General features: G+C 51.6%; 14 protein-coding genes, 3 pseudogenes and 1 riboswitch. Of the genes and pseudogenes, 5 read left to right on the top strand and 12 right to left on the bottom strand.

What is annotated here, in order from left to right:
• The first annotated feature begins 3 nt into the window (after positions 1-3).
• Positions 4-813, top strand: a complete 810-nt coding sequence (locus XI25_RS28350) for a histidinol-phosphatase (RefSeq protein ID WP_046681201.1) — start codon at positions 4-6, stop codon at positions 811-813.
• 187 nt (positions 814-1,000) lie between these two features.
• Here the strand turns inward: XI25_RS28350 and XI25_RS28345 are convergent, their stop codons facing one another.
• Positions 1,001-1,927 carry a metallophosphoesterase gene (locus XI25_RS28345; RefSeq protein ID WP_046681200.1) on the bottom strand — a complete coding sequence of 309 codons (927 nt, stop codon included), beginning with the start codon at positions 1,925-1,927 and terminating at the stop codon, positions 1,001-1,003.
• A gap of 87 nt (positions 1,928-2,014) precedes the next feature.
• On the opposite strand from XI25_RS28345, the gene XI25_RS28340 reads away from it, so the two are divergent.
• A complete protein-coding gene (locus XI25_RS28340) occupies positions 2,015-3,394 on the top strand; it encodes an aldehyde dehydrogenase (protein ID WP_046681199.1) in 1,380 nt (459 codons plus the stop codon).
• A 104-nt stretch (positions 3,395-3,498) separates the two neighbouring features.
• Here the strand turns inward: XI25_RS28340 and XI25_RS28335 are convergent, their stop codons facing one another.
• From XI25_RS28335 to XI25_RS28315, 5 genes are all read right to left on the bottom strand, one after another.
• Positions 3,499-4,206 carry a potassium channel family protein gene (locus XI25_RS28335; protein WP_235440481.1) on the bottom strand — a complete coding sequence of 236 codons (708 nt, stop codon included), beginning with the start codon at positions 4,204-4,206 and terminating at the stop codon, positions 3,499-3,501.
• A 92-nt stretch (positions 4,207-4,298) separates the two neighbouring features.
• Positions 4,299-5,105 (bottom strand): aminoglycoside N(3)-acetyltransferase, encoded by an 807-nt coding sequence (locus XI25_RS28330; protein ID WP_046681198.1) that lies wholly within the window; start codon positions 5,103-5,105, stop codon positions 4,299-4,301.
• A gap of 115 nt (positions 5,106-5,220) precedes the next feature.
• On the bottom strand, positions 5,221-5,985 hold the full coding sequence (gene sdhB, locus XI25_RS28325; RefSeq protein WP_046681197.1) for a succinate dehydrogenase iron-sulfur subunit: 765 nt from the start codon (positions 5,983-5,985) through the stop codon (positions 5,221-5,223).
• Positions 5,986-6,001: 16 nt separating this feature from the next.
• Positions 6,002-7,744: a succinate dehydrogenase flavoprotein subunit gene (sdhA, locus tag XI25_RS28320; protein ID WP_046681196.1), complete on the bottom strand. Its 1,743-nt coding sequence runs from the start codon at positions 7,742-7,744 to the stop codon at positions 6,002-6,004.
• Positions 7,745-7,759: 15 nt separating this feature from the next.
• Positions 7,760-8,428 carry a succinate dehydrogenase cytochrome b558 subunit gene (locus XI25_RS28315; protein ID WP_046681195.1) on the bottom strand — a complete coding sequence of 223 codons (669 nt, stop codon included), beginning with the start codon at positions 8,426-8,428 and terminating at the stop codon, positions 7,760-7,762.
• A gap of 243 nt (positions 8,429-8,671) precedes the next feature.
• Here XI25_RS28315 and XI25_RS28310 point away from each other — a divergent pair.
• A pseudogene (locus XI25_RS28310) lies at positions 8,672-9,588 on the top strand (LysR family transcriptional regulator).
• A gap of 95 nt (positions 9,589-9,683) precedes the next feature.
• Here the strand turns inward: XI25_RS28310 and XI25_RS28305 are convergent.
• Positions 9,684-10,349 (bottom strand): potassium channel family protein, encoded by a 666-nt coding sequence (locus XI25_RS28305; protein WP_046681194.1) that lies wholly within the window; start codon positions 10,347-10,349, stop codon positions 9,684-9,686.
• 17 nt (positions 10,350-10,366) lie between these two features.
• Positions 10,367-11,708 (bottom strand): annotated as a pseudogene (locus XI25_RS28300) (TrkH family potassium uptake protein).
• Positions 11,709-11,767: 59 nt separating this feature from the next.
• Positions 11,768-11,909: riboswitch (cyclic di-AMP (ydaO/yuaA leader) on the bottom strand.
• 312 nt (positions 11,910-12,221) lie between these two features.
• Here XI25_RS28300 and XI25_RS28295 point away from each other — a divergent pair.
• A complete protein-coding gene (locus tag XI25_RS28295) occupies positions 12,222-13,904 on the top strand; it encodes a CPBP family intramembrane glutamic endopeptidase (RefSeq protein WP_046681193.1) in 1,683 nt (560 codons plus the stop codon).
• Positions 13,905-13,935: 31 nt separating this feature from the next.
• On the opposite strand, the gene uvrC is transcribed toward XI25_RS28295, so the two are convergent.
• Together uvrC and trxA are read right to left on the bottom strand one after the other, a co-directional pair.
• Positions 13,936-15,975 (bottom strand): excinuclease ABC subunit UvrC, encoded by a 2,040-nt coding sequence (uvrC, locus tag XI25_RS28290; RefSeq protein WP_046681192.1) that lies wholly within the window; start codon positions 15,973-15,975, stop codon positions 13,936-13,938.
• Between the two features lie 110 nt (positions 15,976-16,085).
• Positions 16,086-16,403: a thioredoxin gene (trxA, locus tag XI25_RS28285; protein WP_046681191.1), complete on the bottom strand. Its 318-nt coding sequence runs from the start codon at positions 16,401-16,403 to the stop codon at positions 16,086-16,088.
• 232 nt (positions 16,404-16,635) lie between these two features.
• Here trxA and XI25_RS33175 point away from each other — a divergent pair, with 232 nt between their 5' ends.
• Entirely contained in the window at positions 16,636-16,791 is a 156-nt protein-coding gene (locus tag XI25_RS33175; RefSeq protein ID WP_152669238.1) for a YqzM family protein, read from the top strand.
• 124 nt (positions 16,792-16,915) lie between these two features.
• Here the strand turns inward: XI25_RS33175 and dnaI are convergent, their stop codons facing one another.
• Together dnaI and XI25_RS28275 are read right to left on the bottom strand one after the other, a co-directional pair.
• Positions 16,916-17,869, bottom strand: coding sequence for a primosomal protein DnaI (gene dnaI, locus XI25_RS28280; protein WP_046681190.1), 954 nt, complete (start codon positions 17,867-17,869; stop codon positions 16,916-16,918).
• 36 nt (positions 17,870-17,905) lie between these two features.
• Positions 17,906-19,410 (bottom strand): annotated as a pseudogene (locus XI25_RS28275) (helicase DnaB).
• Positions 19,411-19,542 lie beyond the last annotated feature (132 nt).

Genomic DNA, 19,542 nt, shown 5'->3' with positions numbered 1-19,542 from the left:
ACCATGAAATTTGATTTGCACACTCATCATTTCCGCTGCGGCCATGCGGACGGAAACATCCGGGATTATGTGGAGGCCGCGATCAGCGCCGGGCTGCAGGTCATCGGGATCTCGGACCATACTCCTTACTTTGGAAGCCCGGAGGAGCAGCCGTTCCCTTATATCTACATGGGTAAAAGCGAAATCGTCAACTATGTGGAAGAGGTTCTTCAACTGAAAAAGGAATACGAGGGGAAAATCGACGTGCTCCTCGGCATCGAGTCGGACTTCTTCCCGAAGTACGCGGACATTTACCGGGACGCCCTGGCGCAATACCCTTTTGACTATATCATCGGCTCGGTCCACGAGGTAAACGGCGTAAGCATCTTTAATAAAAACCGCTGGAAAGGTTTATCCGAAAAAGAAAAAGTCGCTCAAAAGGAAGAATACTTCTCTTTGATCCGCCAATCCGCAAAAAGCGGCATGTTTCAGATCTTGGGACACATCGACGCCATGAAGGGAAACTATCCGTCCTTCACGGATATTTTGACGGAAGAGGCGCTGGAGGAGACGCTTAAAACCATCTCGGAATGCGGCATCGCCATCGAGATCAACACTTCCGGTAAAACCAAATTGTCCGGAGGCTGGTATCCCTCCAATGAAATTCTTGAGCGTGCCCTTTTCCATGGAGTTGAAGTGACGTTCGGTTCGGATGCGCATAAACCGTCGAGGGTGGGAGACGAATTTGAAGAGGTTTCCGCGGTTTTGAAGGAAATCGGTTTTAAAGAGTGGGTATATTTCAAACAAAAACAGAAGGTATCCGTTCCTCTCTAAGAGGATCGGAGCCTTTTTTTGGCTTAAAGCAAAAAAAGAGGACCCGGCAATCGGGTCCCAAACGCAGTATATATATTCTCAAAAGGGGGTCATGCAATAAGTTTAACCCGCCGCTGTTAGAGTTTGATAACAGGTATATTTCAATTGTGTAACAAAAGTACAAATTATGCAGTTTACTTTCGGAACTCTAGCTTCCATTTCCTCTTTGCCCGTTATAATCGCGTTGCTTTAAGGTTATGATACTCAGTTCAGGTTTGCATAAAAAACGAAACGGCAGACGGGTCATGCCGATCCCCCGGTTCACGTACAAAGGCATGCCGGATCGTCCGACTTCATAAAGTCCCTGAATATATGTTTTTGAGCCCGGCGGAGTGATGACTTCCCCGATTCCCGGCAGCCGGATCTGGCCTCCGTGACTATGGCCGGACAACTGCAGGTCAAACGGGTAATTTACGGCGATGTCGGCATAATCCGGCTCATGCACCAGCAGCACGGTGTACATATGCTCCGGGATTCCCTTCAAAGCCTTGTCCGGATCAGGCATCCCAAGCAGCCAATCATCCAAGCCTGCGACCGCGATCGTGTGCCCCTTCCGACTTAGTATGATATTTTCGTTCCTTAATACGGTAAATCCGGCTTTCTCCTGAAGCGATATCAGACGGGATACATCGTCGAAATCGTGGTTGCCTACGATAGAAACGGCGCCTAACGGGGCCTCCAAAGCCGATAACGGCTCGACCGCCGATTCCATGTCCGCTGCCGGGCCATCCACCATGTCACCCGTAAACGCAATCAAATCGGGACGCTCGGCATTAATGATACCCGTTATCCGTTTGGCATCCTCCGCTCCGGTATGAAAACCCAAATGAAGATCGCTGAAATGGGCGATTTTCATTCCGTCAAAGGCTTTAGGCAGGCGGTCTTGCCAAAGCGTAGTTCTTGTAATCTCCAGCTGCCTCGGCTCCAGAAAGGCTCCGTATCCCGCACAGGCGAGGCCGGTTCCGACCAAGGTTGAAACACCGAGCTTTAAAAAACGGCGGCGGGTCATGCGGTTTGCCTCTCCTTGGCGAACCTCTTCCTTCGGGCCGTCCGTCAGGAAGGAATCATTTTTCATTTTGGAACGGCCTCCTTTATAATATATGAAAGTGAGTGTTGTACTGCTGCCGCATGATAGGCAAGCAAGTACAGAGAGGAGTTCGCTATGATTGTTAACGATTCCGTAGAGGCTATAGTTTCGGGGCAGCGCCGTTTTTATGAAACGGGTGCCACAAAGGACGTTTCCTTCCGTGTCCGCGCGCTTTATAAACTGCGCGACGCTCTATTGGCGAAGGAAAAGGAAATCATCGATGCCCTGCGCAAGGATTTGAACAAAAGCGAACAGGAAGCTTTTTCGACCGAAATCGGTATCGTTTATAAAGAACTGGCCTATGTGATTAAACATATCCGTCGATGGGCCAGGCCAAAACGCGTAAAGACGGCGATCACCCATATCGGCAGCCGGGGAGAAATCCATCCCGAGCCTTACGGAACCGTTCTCGTTATCGCCCCCTGGAACTATCCCTGGCAGCTTGCCATGTCACCGCTTATCGGGGCGCTGGCCGCAGGCAATACGGTGATTATCAAACCCTCGGAATTGACGCCTGCCGTCTCTCGAGTGATCTCCGAACTGGTCAAGGAAACCTTTGAGCAAGAGCTTGCAGCCGTTATTGAAGGAGGGCCCGAAATCAGCACGCGCCTGATGGAGCAGCCATTGGACTATATCTTCTTCACGGGCAGCGTCCGGGTCGGGAAAATCGTCATGCAGGCTGCCGCCAAACGCCTCATCCCCGTTACGCTTGAGCTGGGCGGAAAAAGCCCGTGCATCGTGCATGATGACGCATCGCTCCGCCTTGCCGCCAAACGGATCGTATTCGGAAAATTCACCAACGCGGGCCAGACATGCATAGCCCCGGATTACCTGTTTGTTCAACGGAACGTTAAAGATAAGCTGGTCTCTTACATGGTCGAAGCCATCGCTGAATTTTACGGTCCCCATCCCCTCTCCAACCCGGATTACGGCCGGATTGTTTCCGAAAAGCACTTCAACCGTTTATCCGCTTTTTTAGGTAACGGGAATTTACGGCATGGAGGGCAAAACGACCCCGGAAAGCTTTTGATTGAACCGACGCTGCTCGACCAGGTTACCTGGGATATGCCGGTTATGGAGGAGGAAATATTCGGCCCGGTTTTGCCTATATTGACTTATGACCGTCTGGAAGAAGTGGTTTCCGCGGTTAATGACAAACCCAAACCGCTTGCCCTCTATTTGTTTACGCAAAGTACAGCCGCACAGGATCAAATTTTGAATAATATATCCTTTGGCGGCGGTTGTGTCAATGACACCTTAATGCATCTGGCTACCCCCCACCTTCCATTCGGAGGCGTAGGCGAAAGTGGGATGGGCTCCTACCACGGAGAATACAGCTTCCAGACTTTTTCGCATATGAAAAGCGTCCTGCGCCAGACCAACCGGTTCGATTTCAGCTTCCGCTATCCCGGCAAGGGCGGTCTTAAGCTGCTTCGCAAGCTGATGAAACCATAGCCTAAATTTCGCCCTTATGTATTCTCTTGCAAAAAGGGCGCGCGAAGCCTTTGCTCCGCACGCCCTTTTAATATTTTCGGCAAAAAATTGAGCCGCCCCCAGTCCTAAGCCCGTGAGCGGGAATCATTTTCGGAAGGCGATTTTCGCCCCTCCAGGTCCCTAGCCGACTCATGAAATGGCTCGCCATCCTCGAGCGGCAAACCCTGATCGTCGGGCCCCGGGCTGAAAATCTGCCTTAAGGTGCCCAGCATGGACAAGGCGTAAGCAACCGTAATAAAACTGAAGGCAATCTCCATTACCACGGTCAAGCGTGCCGTATTGTCCACGGCGGACACATCGCCGTATCCCACCGTCACAAAGGTAGCTACGCTGAAATACAGAAACGTAATAAACTGGCTCACCAGATCCTCTCCGATGTTCGTCCCCTCAAAAGACCCGCCGCCGAACAGCTTATAAATGGACATGTACACAATCGTAAAAAACAGAATACAGGCAAGAGCGGCCAGACTGATTCGGACCAGGGTGGTTTTTAAACGGACCTCCTTGCTGACGGACTCGGCAATTTTATTGAATATGTATAGGATGTAAAATATGACCGAGCCCAAAACAAACAGCAAAATAAGCGCCCTCATCCCGCCTTCGCCCGGCACGATACGTTTCAAATCGATCCATCCCAGCAGATCCTCGACCGATACAAGGACGTAGATGATCAAGGGGGCAAGAAGCACAGGCTTGCTTGACCATTTTTTCTCCGCGTTATAGAAAAAACAATAAGCAAGATCAATCCGGTTATATTGATGGCCCACATCCACCAGGACAAGATCATCCCTCCTATTATAAGATGTTCGAAGATCTTACTCCTTTATTACCCCTTTAGCCCCTTAAAGCCACAGGTTAATCCTCCCTAAGCTCTACGGTTCTTTTCCAGCCATTTTACGGCATAGTCCACCATCAGCCTCTGCCTTGCCAGGATGCATCGGCTGTTCCTGACGAAACCTCGGTTATATGCCGATGGACAATCGCGTTCAAAATCGGCTCCCATCCGTTCGAAATCATCCGAATCGATATTAATGTCGTTGTATGATTCCCAGACGGTAATGCCGCCTTCCCTCCGAACCGGTGCAGCAGCCGATCTTTTTTGTTTTCCCTTCCAGTCGGCACGGTATTCCGCCAGATGAAATGAAGTGTTCGTTGCATGCGTCGTTCCAAGCATCAGAACCCAAGTTTCCAGCTCATACATCCTGCCGAGCGGCGAAGGATCTCCCAAGCTGTCGGAAAGAGGATGTGAGCCCGTTATGAATTTAGCATTCCTGCCTTTTGCGGCAAAAGATACGTGCGGATGGCGGCTGCGGACAACTCCCTCCCCTTTGCGAAACGCTTCCGGAATGGCCCCCATTCCGGTCGTCACCGTCGAATCCGGGCTGTAGGGGGGCATGCAGTCACGGATGGTTTGCCACCATTTGGAATCGGCCGGCGGATTCATCCAGGTGGAAGGATCCGTCAAATCCGGGGATTGCGTTGGCATTACCAACGTGCCGTCCACCCCCAACAATTCTTCCAGTGCGAGAATCACAGATTCAGCGCCGCCCACAATCCATCCGCCTAAGCTTTTTAAGGAAGAATGGACGAGAAGCGTCGTACCCGGCTTTAAACCAAGCCGTGTCAAATCCTCAATTAAATCATTTATGGTAACCGGTTTTTCGGTAATCATGCCGTTCACTCCATTTCCGTTGCTCTTATTGAATGTTTCGAACTTGCCTTGCCGAAGTAAAAAAGGGCACCTGTCCGTTATTCCAACGGACAAGTGCCTCTATGCAAGGTTTTGCTTAAACCCCCAGCCATCGCTTAAACAAATGTTTGGTCGTATCTTTGTTCATCTCCGCAATGGACGTGGTAAGCGGAATGCCTTTTGGACAAGAGCGGACGCAGTTTTGCGAGTTGCCGCATCCCTCGATGCCTCCATCCTCCATCAGTGCTTCCAAACGCTCTTCCTTGTTCATCTCGCCCGTAGGGTGAGCATTAAAGAGACGTACCTGGGAGATAGCGGCCGGTCCGATAAAATCGGTTTTTTCGTTAACGTTCGGGCACGCTTCAAGACAGACGCCGCAGGTCATGCACTTGGACAGCTCGTAAGCCCATTGGCGTTTCTTCTCAGGCATGCGCGGACCCGGACCGAGATCGTACGTACCGTCGATCGGAATCCATGCCTTCACCCGTTTCAGGGCGTTAAACATCCGGCTGCGGTCGATAATCAGGTCCCTCACAACCGGGAAGGTCTTCATCGGCTGAATCCGGATCGGCTGTTCCAGCTTATCGATCAGGGCGGCACAGGCCTGGCGCGGCTTGCCGTTGATGACCATGGAGCAGGCGCCGCACACTTCTTCCAGACAGTTGGAGTCCCAGCAGACCGGAGCCGTCGTTTGGCCTTGGACGTTTTTCGGATTGCGCTGAATCTCCATCAGCGCACTGATCACGTTCATGCCGGGGCGGTACGGAACCTCGAATTCCTCGGTGTAGGATTTCGACTCCGGACTGTCCTGGCGGGTGATGATAAATTTTACGTTTTTTGAGGACGCTGTAGTTTGAGCCATGTCAAATCCCCCTTCCTTACTTATCTTTCGAATAGTCGCGAATACGCGGCTTAATCAAGGATACGTCCACTTCTTCGTACGAAATTTGAGGTCCGTCCGGTGTCCAGGCCGCCTTCGTTGTCTTCAGGAATTCCTCGTCGTTACGTTCCGGGAAGTCCGGCTTATAGTGGGCTCCGCGGCTTTCGTTGCGCAGCAGCGCCCCTAGCGTCATGGCCTCGGCCAGTTCCAGCATGTTCCACAACTGCCTCGTAAACGCCGCGCCCTGGTTGCTCCAGCGGGAGGTGTCCGTCATGTTGATTTTCTTGTAGCGCTGTTTCAGTTCTTTGATCTTGCCGATGGTCGCTTCCAACTTGTCGTTGTAGCGGACCACCGTCATGTTGTTGGTCATCCATTCGCCCAGCTCTTTATGAATCACATAGGCATTCTCGGTGCCCTGCATGTTCAACAGGTTATCAAACTTCGTTTGATGCTCTTTCACCGAACGGTCGAATACCGTAGAGGAAACGTCCTGCGACGACTTTTTCAAGCCCTTCACATATTCAATCGCTTTCGGGCCGGCCACCATTCCGCCGTAGATGGCGGATACGAGCGAGTTTGCTCCCAGACGGTTGGCGCCGTGATATTGGTATTCGCATTCCCCTGCCGCAAACAGGCCGGGAATGTTGGTCATCTGGTTGTAGTCCACCCACATGCCGCCCATCGAATAGTGGACAGCCGGGAAGATTTTCATTGGAATTTTACGAGGATCGTCGCCCATGAACTTCTCGTAAATTTCGATAATGCCGCCGAGCTTGACGTCAAGCTCTTTCGGATCTTTATGCGAAAGGTCGAGATAAACCATGTTCTCGCCGTTGATGCCCAGTCCCATATCCACGCAGACATGGAAAATTTCACGGGTAGCGATATCCCGCGGCACCAGATTACCGTAGGCCGGATACTTCTCCTCAAGGAAGTACCAAGGCTTGCCGTCTTTGTACGTCCAGATCCGGCCGCCCTCGCCGCGCGCGGATTCGGACATCAGGCGCAGCTTGTCATCCCCCGGAATGGCCGTCGGGTGAATCTGGATAAATTCGCCGTTGGCATAATGCACGCCTTGCTGGTATACGGCGCTGGCCGCCGTACCGGTGTTGATGACGGAGTTCGTCGTTTTGCCGAAAATAATGCCAGGGCCTCCGCTAGCCAGAATGACCGCGTCGCCCCGGAATGCCCGGATTTCCATCGAACGAAGGTCCTGCGCATTGATGCCGCGGCATACCCCCTCGTCGTCGATGACCGCATTCAGAAACTCCCAGTTTTCGTATTTCGTAACGAGACCCGCGGTTTCCCAGCGGCGCACCTGCTCGTCAAGCGCATACAGCAGCTGCTGGCCCGTCGTGGCACCCGCATAAGCGGTACGGTGATGCTTCGTGCCCCCGAACCGCCGGAAGTCCAGCAGTCCTTCCGGAGTCCGGTTAAACATAACGCCCATCCGGTCCATCAAATGAATAATGCCCGGAGCGGCTTCGCACATCGCTTTAACAGGTGGCTGGTTCGCCAGAAAGTCGCCGCCGTAAACGGTATCGTCGAAATGCTCCCAAGGAGAGTCACCTTCGCCCTTTGTATTAACGGCTCCGTTAATGCCGCCCTGCGCGCACACCGAGTGGGAACGTTTTACCGGTACCAGCGAGAATAAATGAACGTGAGCTCCGGCTTCGGCCGCTTTGATGGTCGCCATCAAGCCGGCCAGGCCGCCGCCCACAACAATAATGTTAGATGCCATTTCGTTTCACTCTCCTTAGACAAAGACTGATTTGCACATATCAACAACCGCCGCAGCCGCCTGGAATTCGGAATTCCGGAAAGCGGTCAGCGCCAGCACGAACATGACGCCCATGATTACGAACAAGCCCATGCAAATATAGGACGAAACGCGCTGCGCACGCGGTCCCACTGTAATCCCCCAGCTTACCAGGAACGCCCACAGGCCGTTGGCAAAATGGAAGGAAGCCGAAATGACCCCGATAACATATAGTACGAAAATAACCGGGTTGCTGACGATATCATGCATTACGCTGGCTACTTCCTCATGCGACACACGGCCGAGGGCAATTTGAAACCGCGTTTCATAAACATGCCAGATCACGAACACAAACGTAATCACGCCGGTAACCCGCTGGAGCGTAAACCGGATATTGCGGGGATAATTGTAGTTGCCGATGTTCGAATTTGCTTGGTAGGCAATGTACAGGCCGTATACGCCGTGGTACAACAGCGGCAGCCAAATAAAGAACAGCTCCAGAAAAAATACGAGCGGCAATTTGTTGATAAACAGGACGGCATCGGTAAAACCTTCCTTGCCACTCTCGAAAGCTGTGTAGTTCGTCAGCATGTGCTCGATCAGGAAAAATCCAAGCGGTATGACGCCGAGCAAAGAATGCAGCTTTCTGGAATAGTACCCTTTCATCAGTGACGTTCCCCTTTCCAATGTACAGCGTTTTCATTAAGTTTCATCTTAAATCATTACACTTAAACCATCTAGGACTAAAACCGCACACAACGACAAAATGCCTCTGATTTCGCGCATTGTGTGAACATCCTGTGTCACATTTCATGTTACTCCTTTTTTTCTTATAAGGGAATTGCAATATAATTATTAATCGTTATAATTTATACGCATAACAAATTCATCATAAAGGAGATGATCCCGTTGTTTGAAGAATTGGACGTTTTCGCTGTCGTTGTGGAGCAGTCCAGCCTGAATAAAGCTTCCAAGCTCTTGAACCTTTCGCAGCCAGCCCTCTCCCGCAAAATCGCCAAACTGGAAGACGAGCTTGGCGTTCAGTTGTTCAACCGCCGCGGAAAACGGTTGGAGCTGACTTCCATCGGCCAGCTTGCCTATACCTATGCCCTGGAACAGCGGCAAAACCAGCTGCGGTTCATGCAAACGCTGGCTCATTACCGGGAGGAGGAGCAAATCACCATCACGCTGGGAGCCAGCCTGACCACGCTCCAAACCACCCTCCCCCCGCTGGTCAACGCCTTCATGGAAAGACACCCTTCGGCCGAAATCAAGCTGATCACGGGGAAGACCCATGAAATCGTATCCTCCGTCCGGGATAAACGCGCGGATGTCGGCATCGTCGCTTCATCCATTAACCAGCCCGGCTTAAACTGCATTCCGCTGTTTGACGATCATCTGGAGCTTGTGCTTCCGGCGGGACATCCGCTCTCGGAGCTCCAGGAGGTCGGAATCGAGCACCTTCAAGGATTGCCCATGATTATTTTTCCACGGGAACGTGGTACCGGAAGCTGACGGACGATTTGTTCCACCGCTGGGGCATCATGCCGGATATCCGGATGGAGATCGACTCCTTCGAAGCCATCGTAAGGCTCATTCCGACGTGCAAAGCCGCCTCCCTGTTACCGAAATCCTATCTCCGGCCGCAGCTTCTCTCGGATAACGGCCTTGTGGATGTTCATATCCCGGCGCTGATTGAAACCCGGCGGACGACCAGCCTCATCTATGGCAAAACCTCCGAGCTCAGCAGTGCGGCCAGCCGCTGGATCGACGAGACCGAAGGACTGTTCCGGCGCCGGCAGGAAGAAAAAAAGCAGACAACCTGACCCCATGCCGGCGTCAGGCTGTTTGCTTTCAATGACTATTTTAATGAACGTATATCGAAATATTCCAATGAAGCCGGTCTTGGAGCAGCCCAAGTTTATGAATTGACGACCTCGCCCTCAAAACGGTCGATGTTTTCTTTCGATCCGATAACCACCATGATATCTCCCGCCCTCAGCACGTCCATGGCTGTCGGAGCAACGATGATGCCCTGGCGCTGGTTCAGCGCCACTACGCTGATGCCGTACCGCACACGCGTGTTCAGCTCGCTCAACGTTTTTCCGTCCATGCAGTCCGTTACGGTCATCTCCACGATCCGGTAATCTTTCGACAGCTCGATATAATCGAGCAGGTTAGGCGTCACGAGTTGATGAGCCACGCGGACTCCCATATCCCTCTCCGGAAAAATAACCCGGTCCACGCCCAATTTTTCCAACGCCCGTCCGTGCAGCACCGAAATCGCTTTGGCCACGACCGTGCCCACGCCCAGTTCCTTAAGCTGGATCGCAGCCAAAATACTCGTCTGTATCTCGTCCCCAATCGCGACGATCCCGCAATCAAAGTTACGAATGCCAAGCGATTTCAGCACCTCTTCATCCGTCGCATCCGCCACGACGGTATGCGTAAGGAAATCGCTCATATCCTCTACTACTTCTTCATCCCGGTCAATGCCGAGAACCTCGTAACCCAGTTCCATCAGTTCCAGGGCAAGGCTTGCGCCGAAGCGCCCCAGTCCGATTACCGCAAACTGCTTTGGTTTCATGTTCTAAGTCAATCTCCTTATCCAATAATCATTTTACCTTCAGGGTGACGATACAATTCCTTACCCTTTTTAGGCCCCAGTGCGTATGCCAACGTCAGCGGGCCGAGCCGCCCCGCGAACATGGTAAGAGAGATCAGCAGCTTGCCGAAGAGCGACAACTCCGGGGTGAGTCCCATCGACAGCCCCACCGTACCGAACGCCGACGTCGTTTCGAATAAGATCGACAGGAAACTGCTGTCCTCCGTCGTGGAAAGTATCATCGACACGGCAATAACCAGGAACAGCGCAAGCAGCGTAATGGTCAGCGCCTTGAAAATCCGTTCCATGGCCAAACGGTAACGGAACAATACGATGTCGTCCCGGCCGCGGATCATCGCAATAACCGCACCGATCATGATCGTAAACGTCGTTGTTTTGATTCCGCCCCCGGTCGATCCCGGCGAAGCGCCGATAAACATCAGGATGACGATGAAAAACTGGGTCGCCTGCCGCAGGCTCCAATGTCGAGCGTATTGGCGCCTGCCGTTCTCGGCGTAACCGACTGGAAGAAGGAGCCAATATTTTTCCGCCCCAGTTCAAAGAACCAAGAGTCTTGGGATTCGTGAATTCAAATATAAAAATAACGATGGCGCCGATCAGTATAAGCGCGCATGTCATGGAAAGAACGACTTTCGAATGCAGCGACAGCTTGCGGTTTTTCTTGTAGTCCACGATGTCCGCCATGACGATGAAGCCGATCCCGCCGGAGATGATCAGAAACATCGCCACGAAGTTTACAAGCGGATCGTCTACGAACCTGGTTAAACTGCTGAACTCGCCAAACAGGTCGAATCCCGCATTGTTAAACATGGATACCGAATGAAAAACGCCAAAATACATAGCTTTTCCAAATGGCATTTCAAACGCCCAGCGTAATGTTAGGAGGACCATCGCGCTCGCTTCGATAATCAAGGAATACAGCAGGACTCTCCTTATCAGCCGGACGATGCCTTCCATTGATGACTGGTTCATGGCTTCCTGCAGGACCAAACGGTCTTTCAACGAAATACGGCGCTTAAGAACGAGTGCAAACAGCGTAGCCATGGTCATAAAACCCAATCCGCCAATCTGTATCAGGCAAATGATGACGACCTGACCAAAGGTGGTGAAGAAGGTTCCCGTGTCCACGACAACCAACCCGGTTACGCAGGTTGCGGAGGTGGCCGTAAACAGAGCGTCCATAAAGTTCAGCGGCTCTCCTGTCGTGTTCGCAATGGGGAGCATCAGCAGCATCGTGCCGATCATAATAATCGTTCCGAACCCCATCACAAGAATCTGTGGCGGCGAAAAGCGAAGCCATTTTAATTTGGAAATCAACATCTTCACCTCTTTAAAAAGTCAAAAGAAAAAAGCACTGGAAATCCAATGCCTGACGGTTGGGTTCCTGTGTTACAGCCTACGAGGTTAGCTGACGGATTCGGGCATATCACAGGTTGCCCTATTCGCTGCCTTGCATAAGCGAAATTCACCCCAATTAAATGGTTCCCCCGTTTTCATTACGAAATTCGGCCTGTTTATTCAATTCATTAAACATGATGTGATTATAACGCAATCGCTCGACGAACCCAAAACCGTTTTTAGCTTCAAAATCTTTAAAAAAGAACCAAATTGGGTATATTCGAGAAGAGCAGCATGGGCTTTTCTGAGCTTTTCGAAAGCTTTCCTTCATTTTCATCGTATTTTTCATGATTTTGAACGGGATAAGAAGATTGACGATATCATATTGTGTTATATTGGCTTTATGTCTTGTAGTTATGACTTACCCAATCAACCGGCAATATGTTATGGTCCTTCGAAACGGCTACGAAAAATAAATGATTAAGGAGGATTGACATGAATAAAACGGGACAGCCCCTCAAACTCGAGCCCAACTTCAAACCTTTGGTCATACTGGCAGTCATCGGGCTGGTACTGTTTCTGATCTTCCAAGTCTTCCCCAGCACATCTTCAAGGACGCTGGAAACGGGAAAAACGCCTGAAATGATCAGCAAACCGGAAGCGGCAAAGGCTGCGGAACGCTTCGTACGGGAGCAAATGCAGATGGCTCCGGCTCCGGAAGAAACGCCGCCGCTTGTTACATATCAATCCCGTTCCGACGTGTACGGGTATTTATCCAAAGAAAACAAGCTCGACGAATATAATAAAAAATATGAAAGCAAATACCCTTACGATGTTTACAGGGTACGATTCGAGGAGCCGGACGGCACAGCGCTTAACGTGGACGTCCATATGCAAAACGGCGGCATTGCCGGCTTCTCTTACGACCTGGAAGGATCCCGTTACAAGGGGGCCATGCTGCAGGGTGAAGGAGTACGCAGGGAAATGCTCCTGATCATCGAGGGCGATTTGTCGCTTGCGGAGAAGCAGGCTTTGGCCGAGCCTTGGGTACAAAGAGCGGGGTACGATTCCTCCAGGTTGGAGCTGTTGACCCGGGAAGGAGAACCCGGGCTGCAATACCGTGACCCTGCGGCAAAGGTTGGCGATGCGGTTCTTCAGCTCGGTTTTACTTTCGAGAACGGCCAGCTTCGTTCTTACGAACCGGCTTTCTCTGTCCCGAAAACCCACAGCGCATACGTAGAGAAGCAGACGCTGAACGCCACGCTGCTTACCATTTTGGGCTACGGACTGTTTACGCTCGTGCTTGGTGTCCTGGCGATCATATACAGCGTGAAGACCAAAGCACATACATCCTTCAAACGCGGCATTTTTCTTGCAAGTCTTCTGTTCGTGATCCAGATGCTGAACACTTACAACCTAATCCCATTTTTCAAAGCGGAAGGCATGTCCGCGTCGGGCATCAGTGGAATCATGATATTTTATGCCGGGTACTCCCTTATCTTTTCGGCCCTGCTCTATTTCTCCCTCGTTGGAGGAAACGGGCTATGGCGGAAGGAAAACGGTCTTAATCCATGGCCGCAGGCCAAAGATCCGGGTTATGGACCGTATGTGCTGCAAAGCATGAAGGTCGGTTATGTATGGGCTCTTATCCTGCTTGGGGTACAGTCGATCATCTTTGTCGGACTAAGCCTTACGCTGCACACCTGGTCCACAACGGATGCCAGCCAGTCTCCGTATAATATGCTTTATCCTTGGCTGTTCCCGCTTATGGCCTGGTTTGCGGGCATTTCGGAAGAAGCCGTGTACCGGTTATTCGGGATTAAAATGGTCAAAAAAATCGTCCGCAACACGTTTGCCGCCAGCCTGATCACCTCGATCATCTGGGCGCTGGGGCATACGCTTTATCCGATTTATCCCGTCATCTCAAGACCGATTGAGCTTGTCATCATCGGCCTGCTGTTCAGCTTTGTTTTTTTGCGGTACGGTTATCTTTCCGCGGTGTTTGCCCATGTGGTGTTCAACAGCATCCTGATGGGCTTCAGCCTTATGATGATGAACGACACGGCCAACCTGCTGTTCGGCATCTTCTACATCATTCTGCCGGCGATCGTAGGGTATGCCATATATAAATTCAATCCGGGCCCGCCGACAAAAGAAACGGCTTATCCGTCCATTTAGGACGGTAAGCCGTTTTTCTTTTGGTTACACGTTATGATTGTTCAGGATCATTCAAAGCTCTCAATATTTCATTCGCAAGTTTTTCGCCGATGGACAGGGCCCGAAAATCTTCGACGCTCGCTTCCTTTATTTTCTTTACCGAACCAAAATGCTTGAGCAGCAGCTTCCGCCGCTTCTCCCCGATGCCCGGAATCGAATCCAGCTTGGAGGTTACCATCGATTTCCCGCGCTGTTCGCGATGGAACGATATCGCAAAGCGGTGGACCTCGTCCTGTATCCGCTGCAGCAGGTAGAACTCCTGGCTGTCGCGCGGCAGCGACACCGGCTCCGGCGGATCCCCCACCATGAGCTGGGCCGTTTTGTGCTTGGCATCCTTCACCAATCCGCAAACCGGAATAAATAAGCCGAGCTCGTTCTCCAATACGTCCACTGCCGCGGATATCTGCCCTTTTCCGCCATCGACCACGATCAGGTCGGGCATCGGCAGGTTTTCCTTCAGCACGCGCTCATACCGGCGGCGCACAACCTCCCGCATCGTCTCGTAATCGTCCGGGCCCTGAACGGAACGGATTTTGTACTTGCGGTACTCCTTCTTGGCAGGTTTGCCATCGATAAACACGACCATCGCCGATACCGGGTTCGTTCCCTGAATGTTCGAGTTATCGAATGCCTCGATCCGGTGCAGCACGTCAAGTCCGATCACTTCGCCCAAGTTGGCCGCAGCGATCGTTGTCCGCTCCTCGTCCCGTTCGATCAGCCGAAATTTCTCGTCCAGCGAAACCTTCGCGTTTTGCGAGGCCATACCGACCATCTGACGCTTCAGGCCGCGCTGGGGTACATGGACCTTCACGCCGATCCATTCCTGCAGGGCTTCCGCTCCGCCGGCCGCATCGACCGCCCCTGCCCTCACGCCGTGTTCCTGCTCGGTGGAAACTTCGTCAGCCGCCGCCGCTTGCTTGGTCTCCGCAGCGTCAGCCTCGTCCGCTTCCGTCATCCTGATCTCGTCGGCTTCATCAACGGCTCCGGCCACTTGGGCAGGTTCTGAACCGCTTGCCGAATCCGCTGCGGACGCCGTTTGCTCTTGTGCTTCATCGTCAACGGCTGGCGCCGGCAGCAGGATCTCTTGAGGCAGTGCCGGATTGTCGCTGTAATACTGGGTGACAAACGACATAAAATCGCTGTAGGCATCTCCGTAATACGGAAACACGGAAGCATTGCGCTGGACCATTTTCCCTTGGCGCATATACAAAATCTGCACGCACATCCAGCCCTTATCGACCGCATAACCGAATACGTCCCGATCCCTGGAATCAGCCGTCGTAATTTTCTGCTTTTCCATGATGGCATCGATATGCCTAATCTGGTCGCGAAGTTCCTTTGCCCGCTCAAAGTACAAATCTTCAGCAGCTTCTTCCATTTTGCGGTGGAGTTCTTTTTTGACCTCTTCATGGCCGCCGCTTAGAAACGATTGGATTTCCTTAGTAATTTCCTCGTAAGCCGTCTGCGGAATTTCCTTCACGCAGGGAGCCATGCACTGGCCCATATGATAATAGAGGCATACATCCTTAGGCATGACATCGCACTTGCGAAGCGGATACATGCGGTCCAGAAGCTTCTTCGTCTGATGGGCGGCGTACGCGTTCGGATAAGGACCGAAATATTTGGCTTTATCTTTAAGCACCTTCCGTGTCACTTCAAGACGGGGATGCGCTTCATTCGTAATTTTCAAATATGGATACGTTTTATCGTCCTTGAGCAATACATTGTAACGCGGTTGATGCGTTTTGATCAGGTTGCACTCCAAAATGAGCGCTTCCATGTTGCTCCCTGTGACGATGTATTCAAAATCGCGGATTTCAGAAACGAGACGCTGGGTTTTGCCGTCATGGCTTCCCGTGAAATAGGAACGCACCCGGTTCTTAAGAACCTTGGCCTTGCCTACATAAATGATTTTGCCTTCCCCGTTCTTCATCAGGTAACAACCCGGCAAATCGGGCAGCAGGGCAAGCTTGTTGCGGATATTTTCCATCGCCTTCTCCTGTTCCTGCAGCTTCTGCGCGAAATCTTCCATCCTTCTCCTCCTCTCTCGGGGGAACTGGTTACCGACGCAACCGCACAAAGCGCCTCCGGCACGAAAACCGAAGGCGCTGTATGGGACACGACATCCTATAATAAAGATGCTTACTGATGTTTTGCGATAATGCCTTTCAGGGCTTCTTTGGAGTTGAGGCCCACAACTTTATCGACAGGCTGGCCGTCTTTAAAGAAGATCATCGTCGGGATGCTCATCACGCCAAAGCGGGATGCGGATTCGGGATTCTCATCCACGTTTACCTTTGCGATTTTCACGTCATCGCCGAGCTCTTGGGACAATTCATCCAAAATCGGAGCAAGCATTTTACAAGGACCGCACCAAGGCGCCCAGAAGTCAACTAAAACCGTTCCTTGACCTTCCACTTCGGTGGAAAAGGTTTGATCGGATACATTCACGATAGCCATGAGTTTTCTCCTCCTTACAGGAATGTCACATATATGTGCCTAAACTATTATGTCTAAGCTGACCACCATAGTATACCACATCCGTAAGCTTAAAGTGAAATAGTACATGCCTTTGGTTTGGCCCTCCCAACCATTCTTTACAAATGAATTGCCTATTGGGTATACTACAAGTAACAAACCGGGCGATCTTGTCAATGAACAGGATCACACGGAAGTTTGAGGAGGCAGCATCATGGATGTTAACGTGCACGCGGCAGATCCTCGGGAGCATATCAATGAAGAACCGCGCAATGACTTTTTCGATACGACGTTTGGCTTTCTGGGCATGTTCGGCTTCATGTTCGTCATCTTCTTCGCATTGGTCATTGTTAAGTTCATCATAAGCTAATGCTCCTATGAGCACGCAGAAAGAAGCGGTGCCTATCCTGTTCAAAGGACGGCACCGCTTCTTTATTTTGAGCAACCGGCCTGCGGCCGGTTGTTTTTTATTATTTTATTGCGAATCGAAATCCCTATACTTTTCCGCGCTGATTTTCGCCAAACAGCTGGACAACGTCCACGAACGGAGATATCCGGTTCATCAGGCGCTGCCCTTTGTGGTTTTCCTCGCCATCCTTGCTCGTAAAGCTCAAATGTTTCTCCAAATGGTCAAGATGATAGTTAGATGTGTAAAACGTCGGCTTCCGGTTCATGCGGTAATTGAGAATAGAGCCAAGCACATGGTCGCGTACCCACGGATTCAGATTTTCCGCCCCGATATCGTCAAAAATGAGCAGGTCGCACTGCTTCATGGTTTCTACCGTATCCTTCAGCTTGGCACCGTCCTGCATCATCACCTTCAAATCCTCCACAAAGTCCGGCATATACACGATGACGCCGGTGTAGCCGTCTTTCGCAAGCTCATGCAGGAGGTAGCACATCAGGAAGGTTTTCCCCGTCCCGAATGATCCCGTCAAATACAGCCCCCGCGGGGACAAACCGTTCTCCTTCGTATCCCGGATGTATCGGAAAACCTGGTGCACGGCCGGGGCGCGGCGCAGGTCTTTAGCCATAATCTCCACTTCGTCATAACCTTCATTCAACGCCCGTTCATCCACGTAAAAGCTGCGAACCCGCTTCCGTATTTGGTCTTCGTTGATTTTGGCGATTTGGAGGGAACAAGGCGCTTTGCGCTCGTATATTTCCGGAGAGCCGTTCACGCGCTGCACTTCCAGCTTGCTGTAATGGCCTTGAAAATCATTCGGGCACCGCTCAAGTCCGGGACAGTGTTCACAGTTCGAATGATCGCCGACGTATTGGTAAAGACGGCTCAAGTTCGTCTTCAGTACCCGTTCATCCAGCTCCGGATGCTCCGCCCTTAAGCTGCGGATTAAAGGATGCTGCAGCAAATTCTCCGCAATCTCATCCGAACGACGGCGGAAGGCCGGACTTTTCATGTTTTCCAGCACTTCACCAAGAGATTCCATGGGCCCACCTTCCTTTCTTAAGAGCGTCTCGTCTCCTTACACGCCTCTCTTTTTGCTTGCCTGCATCTCGGCAGCCAGCCTCATCATTCTTCGAACTCCTCTTCCGTAACGGTCTCGCCTTGGGCGGACTCCTGCGCCACCGGAATGTCCGGCTTCACCTTTCCGCCCTTGGCGTATGTACGCGTGCGCGAAGCGGCTGTGGCCTGCCTGCCTTTCGTTTTGGCCTGATCGCGGATATACTGGACGGCTTTCTCGTAACTGTCAACCTGCTTCAGCAGCATATTGGAAGCAATGGCCTCTACAAAATTGCGGTTGATCCGCTGATCTCCTCCCGATGCGATTAACGACATCAGGTAATGAATCAACACATTGATCACTTCGCCCGGAAGCTTGTAGCTTAGATCGATTTTTTCAAACATATCCATGAAGTGCGCGGGCACCGTGCCGGGAAAGAACGTCTGAAGCAGCTTCGTATACGGCTCGTTCCGGAGCATCATATTATATTGGTGAATATCGCACTTGGACTGGAACTGGGCAGGGACCTCCACGTAATACTCCATCTGAACGGCATGTTCCTCGGCAGGCTCGGCGGACTCTCCGTTTAGTTCCTGATGAAGGGCCACCACTTTCCCGGCCGTAATCTGCCTCTTCTCCTGAAGCTTCATGCCCTGCCGGAAATGAAGGCTCGCCTTATGCTGGAGATCATCCAGCATCACCTCGCCCTGACCGGAGAAAATACCGTCCTCATCAAGCAGGCGGCATATATCCTGGACGCTCAGATCGTACTTGCGCACCACGTAATTCACAATTCCCATCTGTTCATGGTCATACCTCAAGCGCTCCACGAACACCCGGTTTTTGGACTCGCGCGGAAATCTCAAAATAATGTCGGCATAATTCAGCCCATCCCCCTGAGGCATAACCGGTACGGCCTGTTTCCGCGGGGTTTCCACTTCGGTCAGCGCCTGCTCCAGCTCATAATCGATCACGTGGGTATTCAGCTCAAAAATATCGTAGAACGGAACCGATATATTCTCTTTGTTGAGCGATATTCCCGACCATTCCTGGGGCTCCTTGCTCCACAATTGCTCACGAAGAGCCAGTACGGCGAATTTGCCGACCTTGTCGCGGAGCAGGAGCGTGAGATGCTGGGTATTGAAAAAATCCGATGGAGAAAGCGGAGGCTGAAGCTCATATTCATACACATAGTCATCCGTCTCCAGGACATACATGCGGCTCGTTTGAAGCAGCCCGACGGCCTCCAGCTTCGAGGTCTGTTCGATCAGGTATCGGCGCCCTTTTTCACTGGGTTCAAGCCCCAGCGTTAAGAACAATCGGCGCTGCTGGTCGATATTCGAGTAGCCGACCTTCTCACCCGGCACATGCATGGCGAGAAGCCGGTACAAACTGACCGCAAAAGCGCCAACCATCGGTTGATATATGGAAATGAGCATTTTTTCGTCCAAGCCGCTCAGGCAGAAGTCGCGGTATACGCAGTAACGGTGGTTTTCGGTAAAATGCAAAAAATTAGTCATGCGCATGTTGATAGCTCCTTCCCTGTCGTCCGAGCAGAAACGGCTCCGTCGTCCTTTGAAGCGGACGATGGCGTTTCTGCGACAAATACAAGCCAGTGTAATTAAAAACTTACACTTTTATATATTCTAAAAAATAGA

It is taken from the genome of Paenibacillus sp. DMB20 (genome assembly GCF_000987955.1).
In the GTDB taxonomy this organism is placed as follows: Bacteria; Bacillota; Bacilli; order Paenibacillales; family Paenibacillaceae; genus Paenibacillus_AQ.
This window is presented reverse-complemented; position numbering and strand designations above follow the sequence as displayed.

Excerpts from the sequence above, each read along its gene's own strand:
- XI25_RS28350 (WP_046681201.1), top strand. The coding sequence starts at position 4 with ATGAAATTTGATTTGCACACTCATCATTTCCGCTGCGGCCATGCGGAC.
- XI25_RS28345 (WP_046681200.1), bottom strand. The coding sequence starts at position 1,927 with ATGAAAAATGATTCCTTCCTGACGGACGGCCCGAAGGAAGAGGTTCGC.
- XI25_RS28340 (WP_046681199.1), top strand. The coding sequence starts at position 2,015 with ATGATTGTTAACGATTCCGTAGAGGCTATAGTTTCGGGGCAGCGCCGT.
- XI25_RS28330 (WP_046681198.1), bottom strand. The coding sequence starts at position 5,105 with ATGATTACCGAAAAACCGGTTACCATAAATGATTTAATTGAGGATTTG.
- sdhB (WP_046681197.1), bottom strand. The coding sequence starts at position 5,985 with ATGGCTCAAACTACAGCGTCCTCAAAAAACGTAAAATTTATCATCACC.
- sdhA (WP_046681196.1), bottom strand. The coding sequence starts at position 7,744 with ATGGCATCTAACATTATTGTTGTGGGCGGCGGCCTGGCCGGCTTGATG.
- XI25_RS28315 (WP_046681195.1), bottom strand. The coding sequence starts at position 8,428 with ATGAAAGGGTACTATTCCAGAAAGCTGCATTCTTTGCTCGGCGTCATA.
- XI25_RS28305 (WP_046681194.1), bottom strand. The coding sequence starts at position 10,349 with ATGAAACCAAAGCAGTTTGCGGTAATCGGACTGGGGCGCTTCGGCGCA.
- XI25_RS28295 (WP_046681193.1), top strand. The coding sequence starts at position 12,222 with ATGAATAAAACGGGACAGCCCCTCAAACTCGAGCCCAACTTCAAACCT.
- uvrC (WP_046681192.1), bottom strand. The coding sequence starts at position 15,975 with ATGGAAGATTTCGCGCAGAAGCTGCAGGAACAGGAGAAGGCGATGGAA.
- trxA (WP_046681191.1), bottom strand. The coding sequence starts at position 16,403 with ATGGCTATCGTGAATGTATCCGATCAAACCTTTTCCACCGAAGTGGAA.
- XI25_RS33175 (WP_152669238.1), top strand. The coding sequence starts at position 16,636 with ATGGATGTTAACGTGCACGCGGCAGATCCTCGGGAGCATATCAATGAA.
- dnaI (WP_046681190.1), bottom strand. The coding sequence starts at position 17,869 with ATGGAATCTCTTGGTGAAGTGCTGGAAAACATGAAAAGTCCGGCCTTC.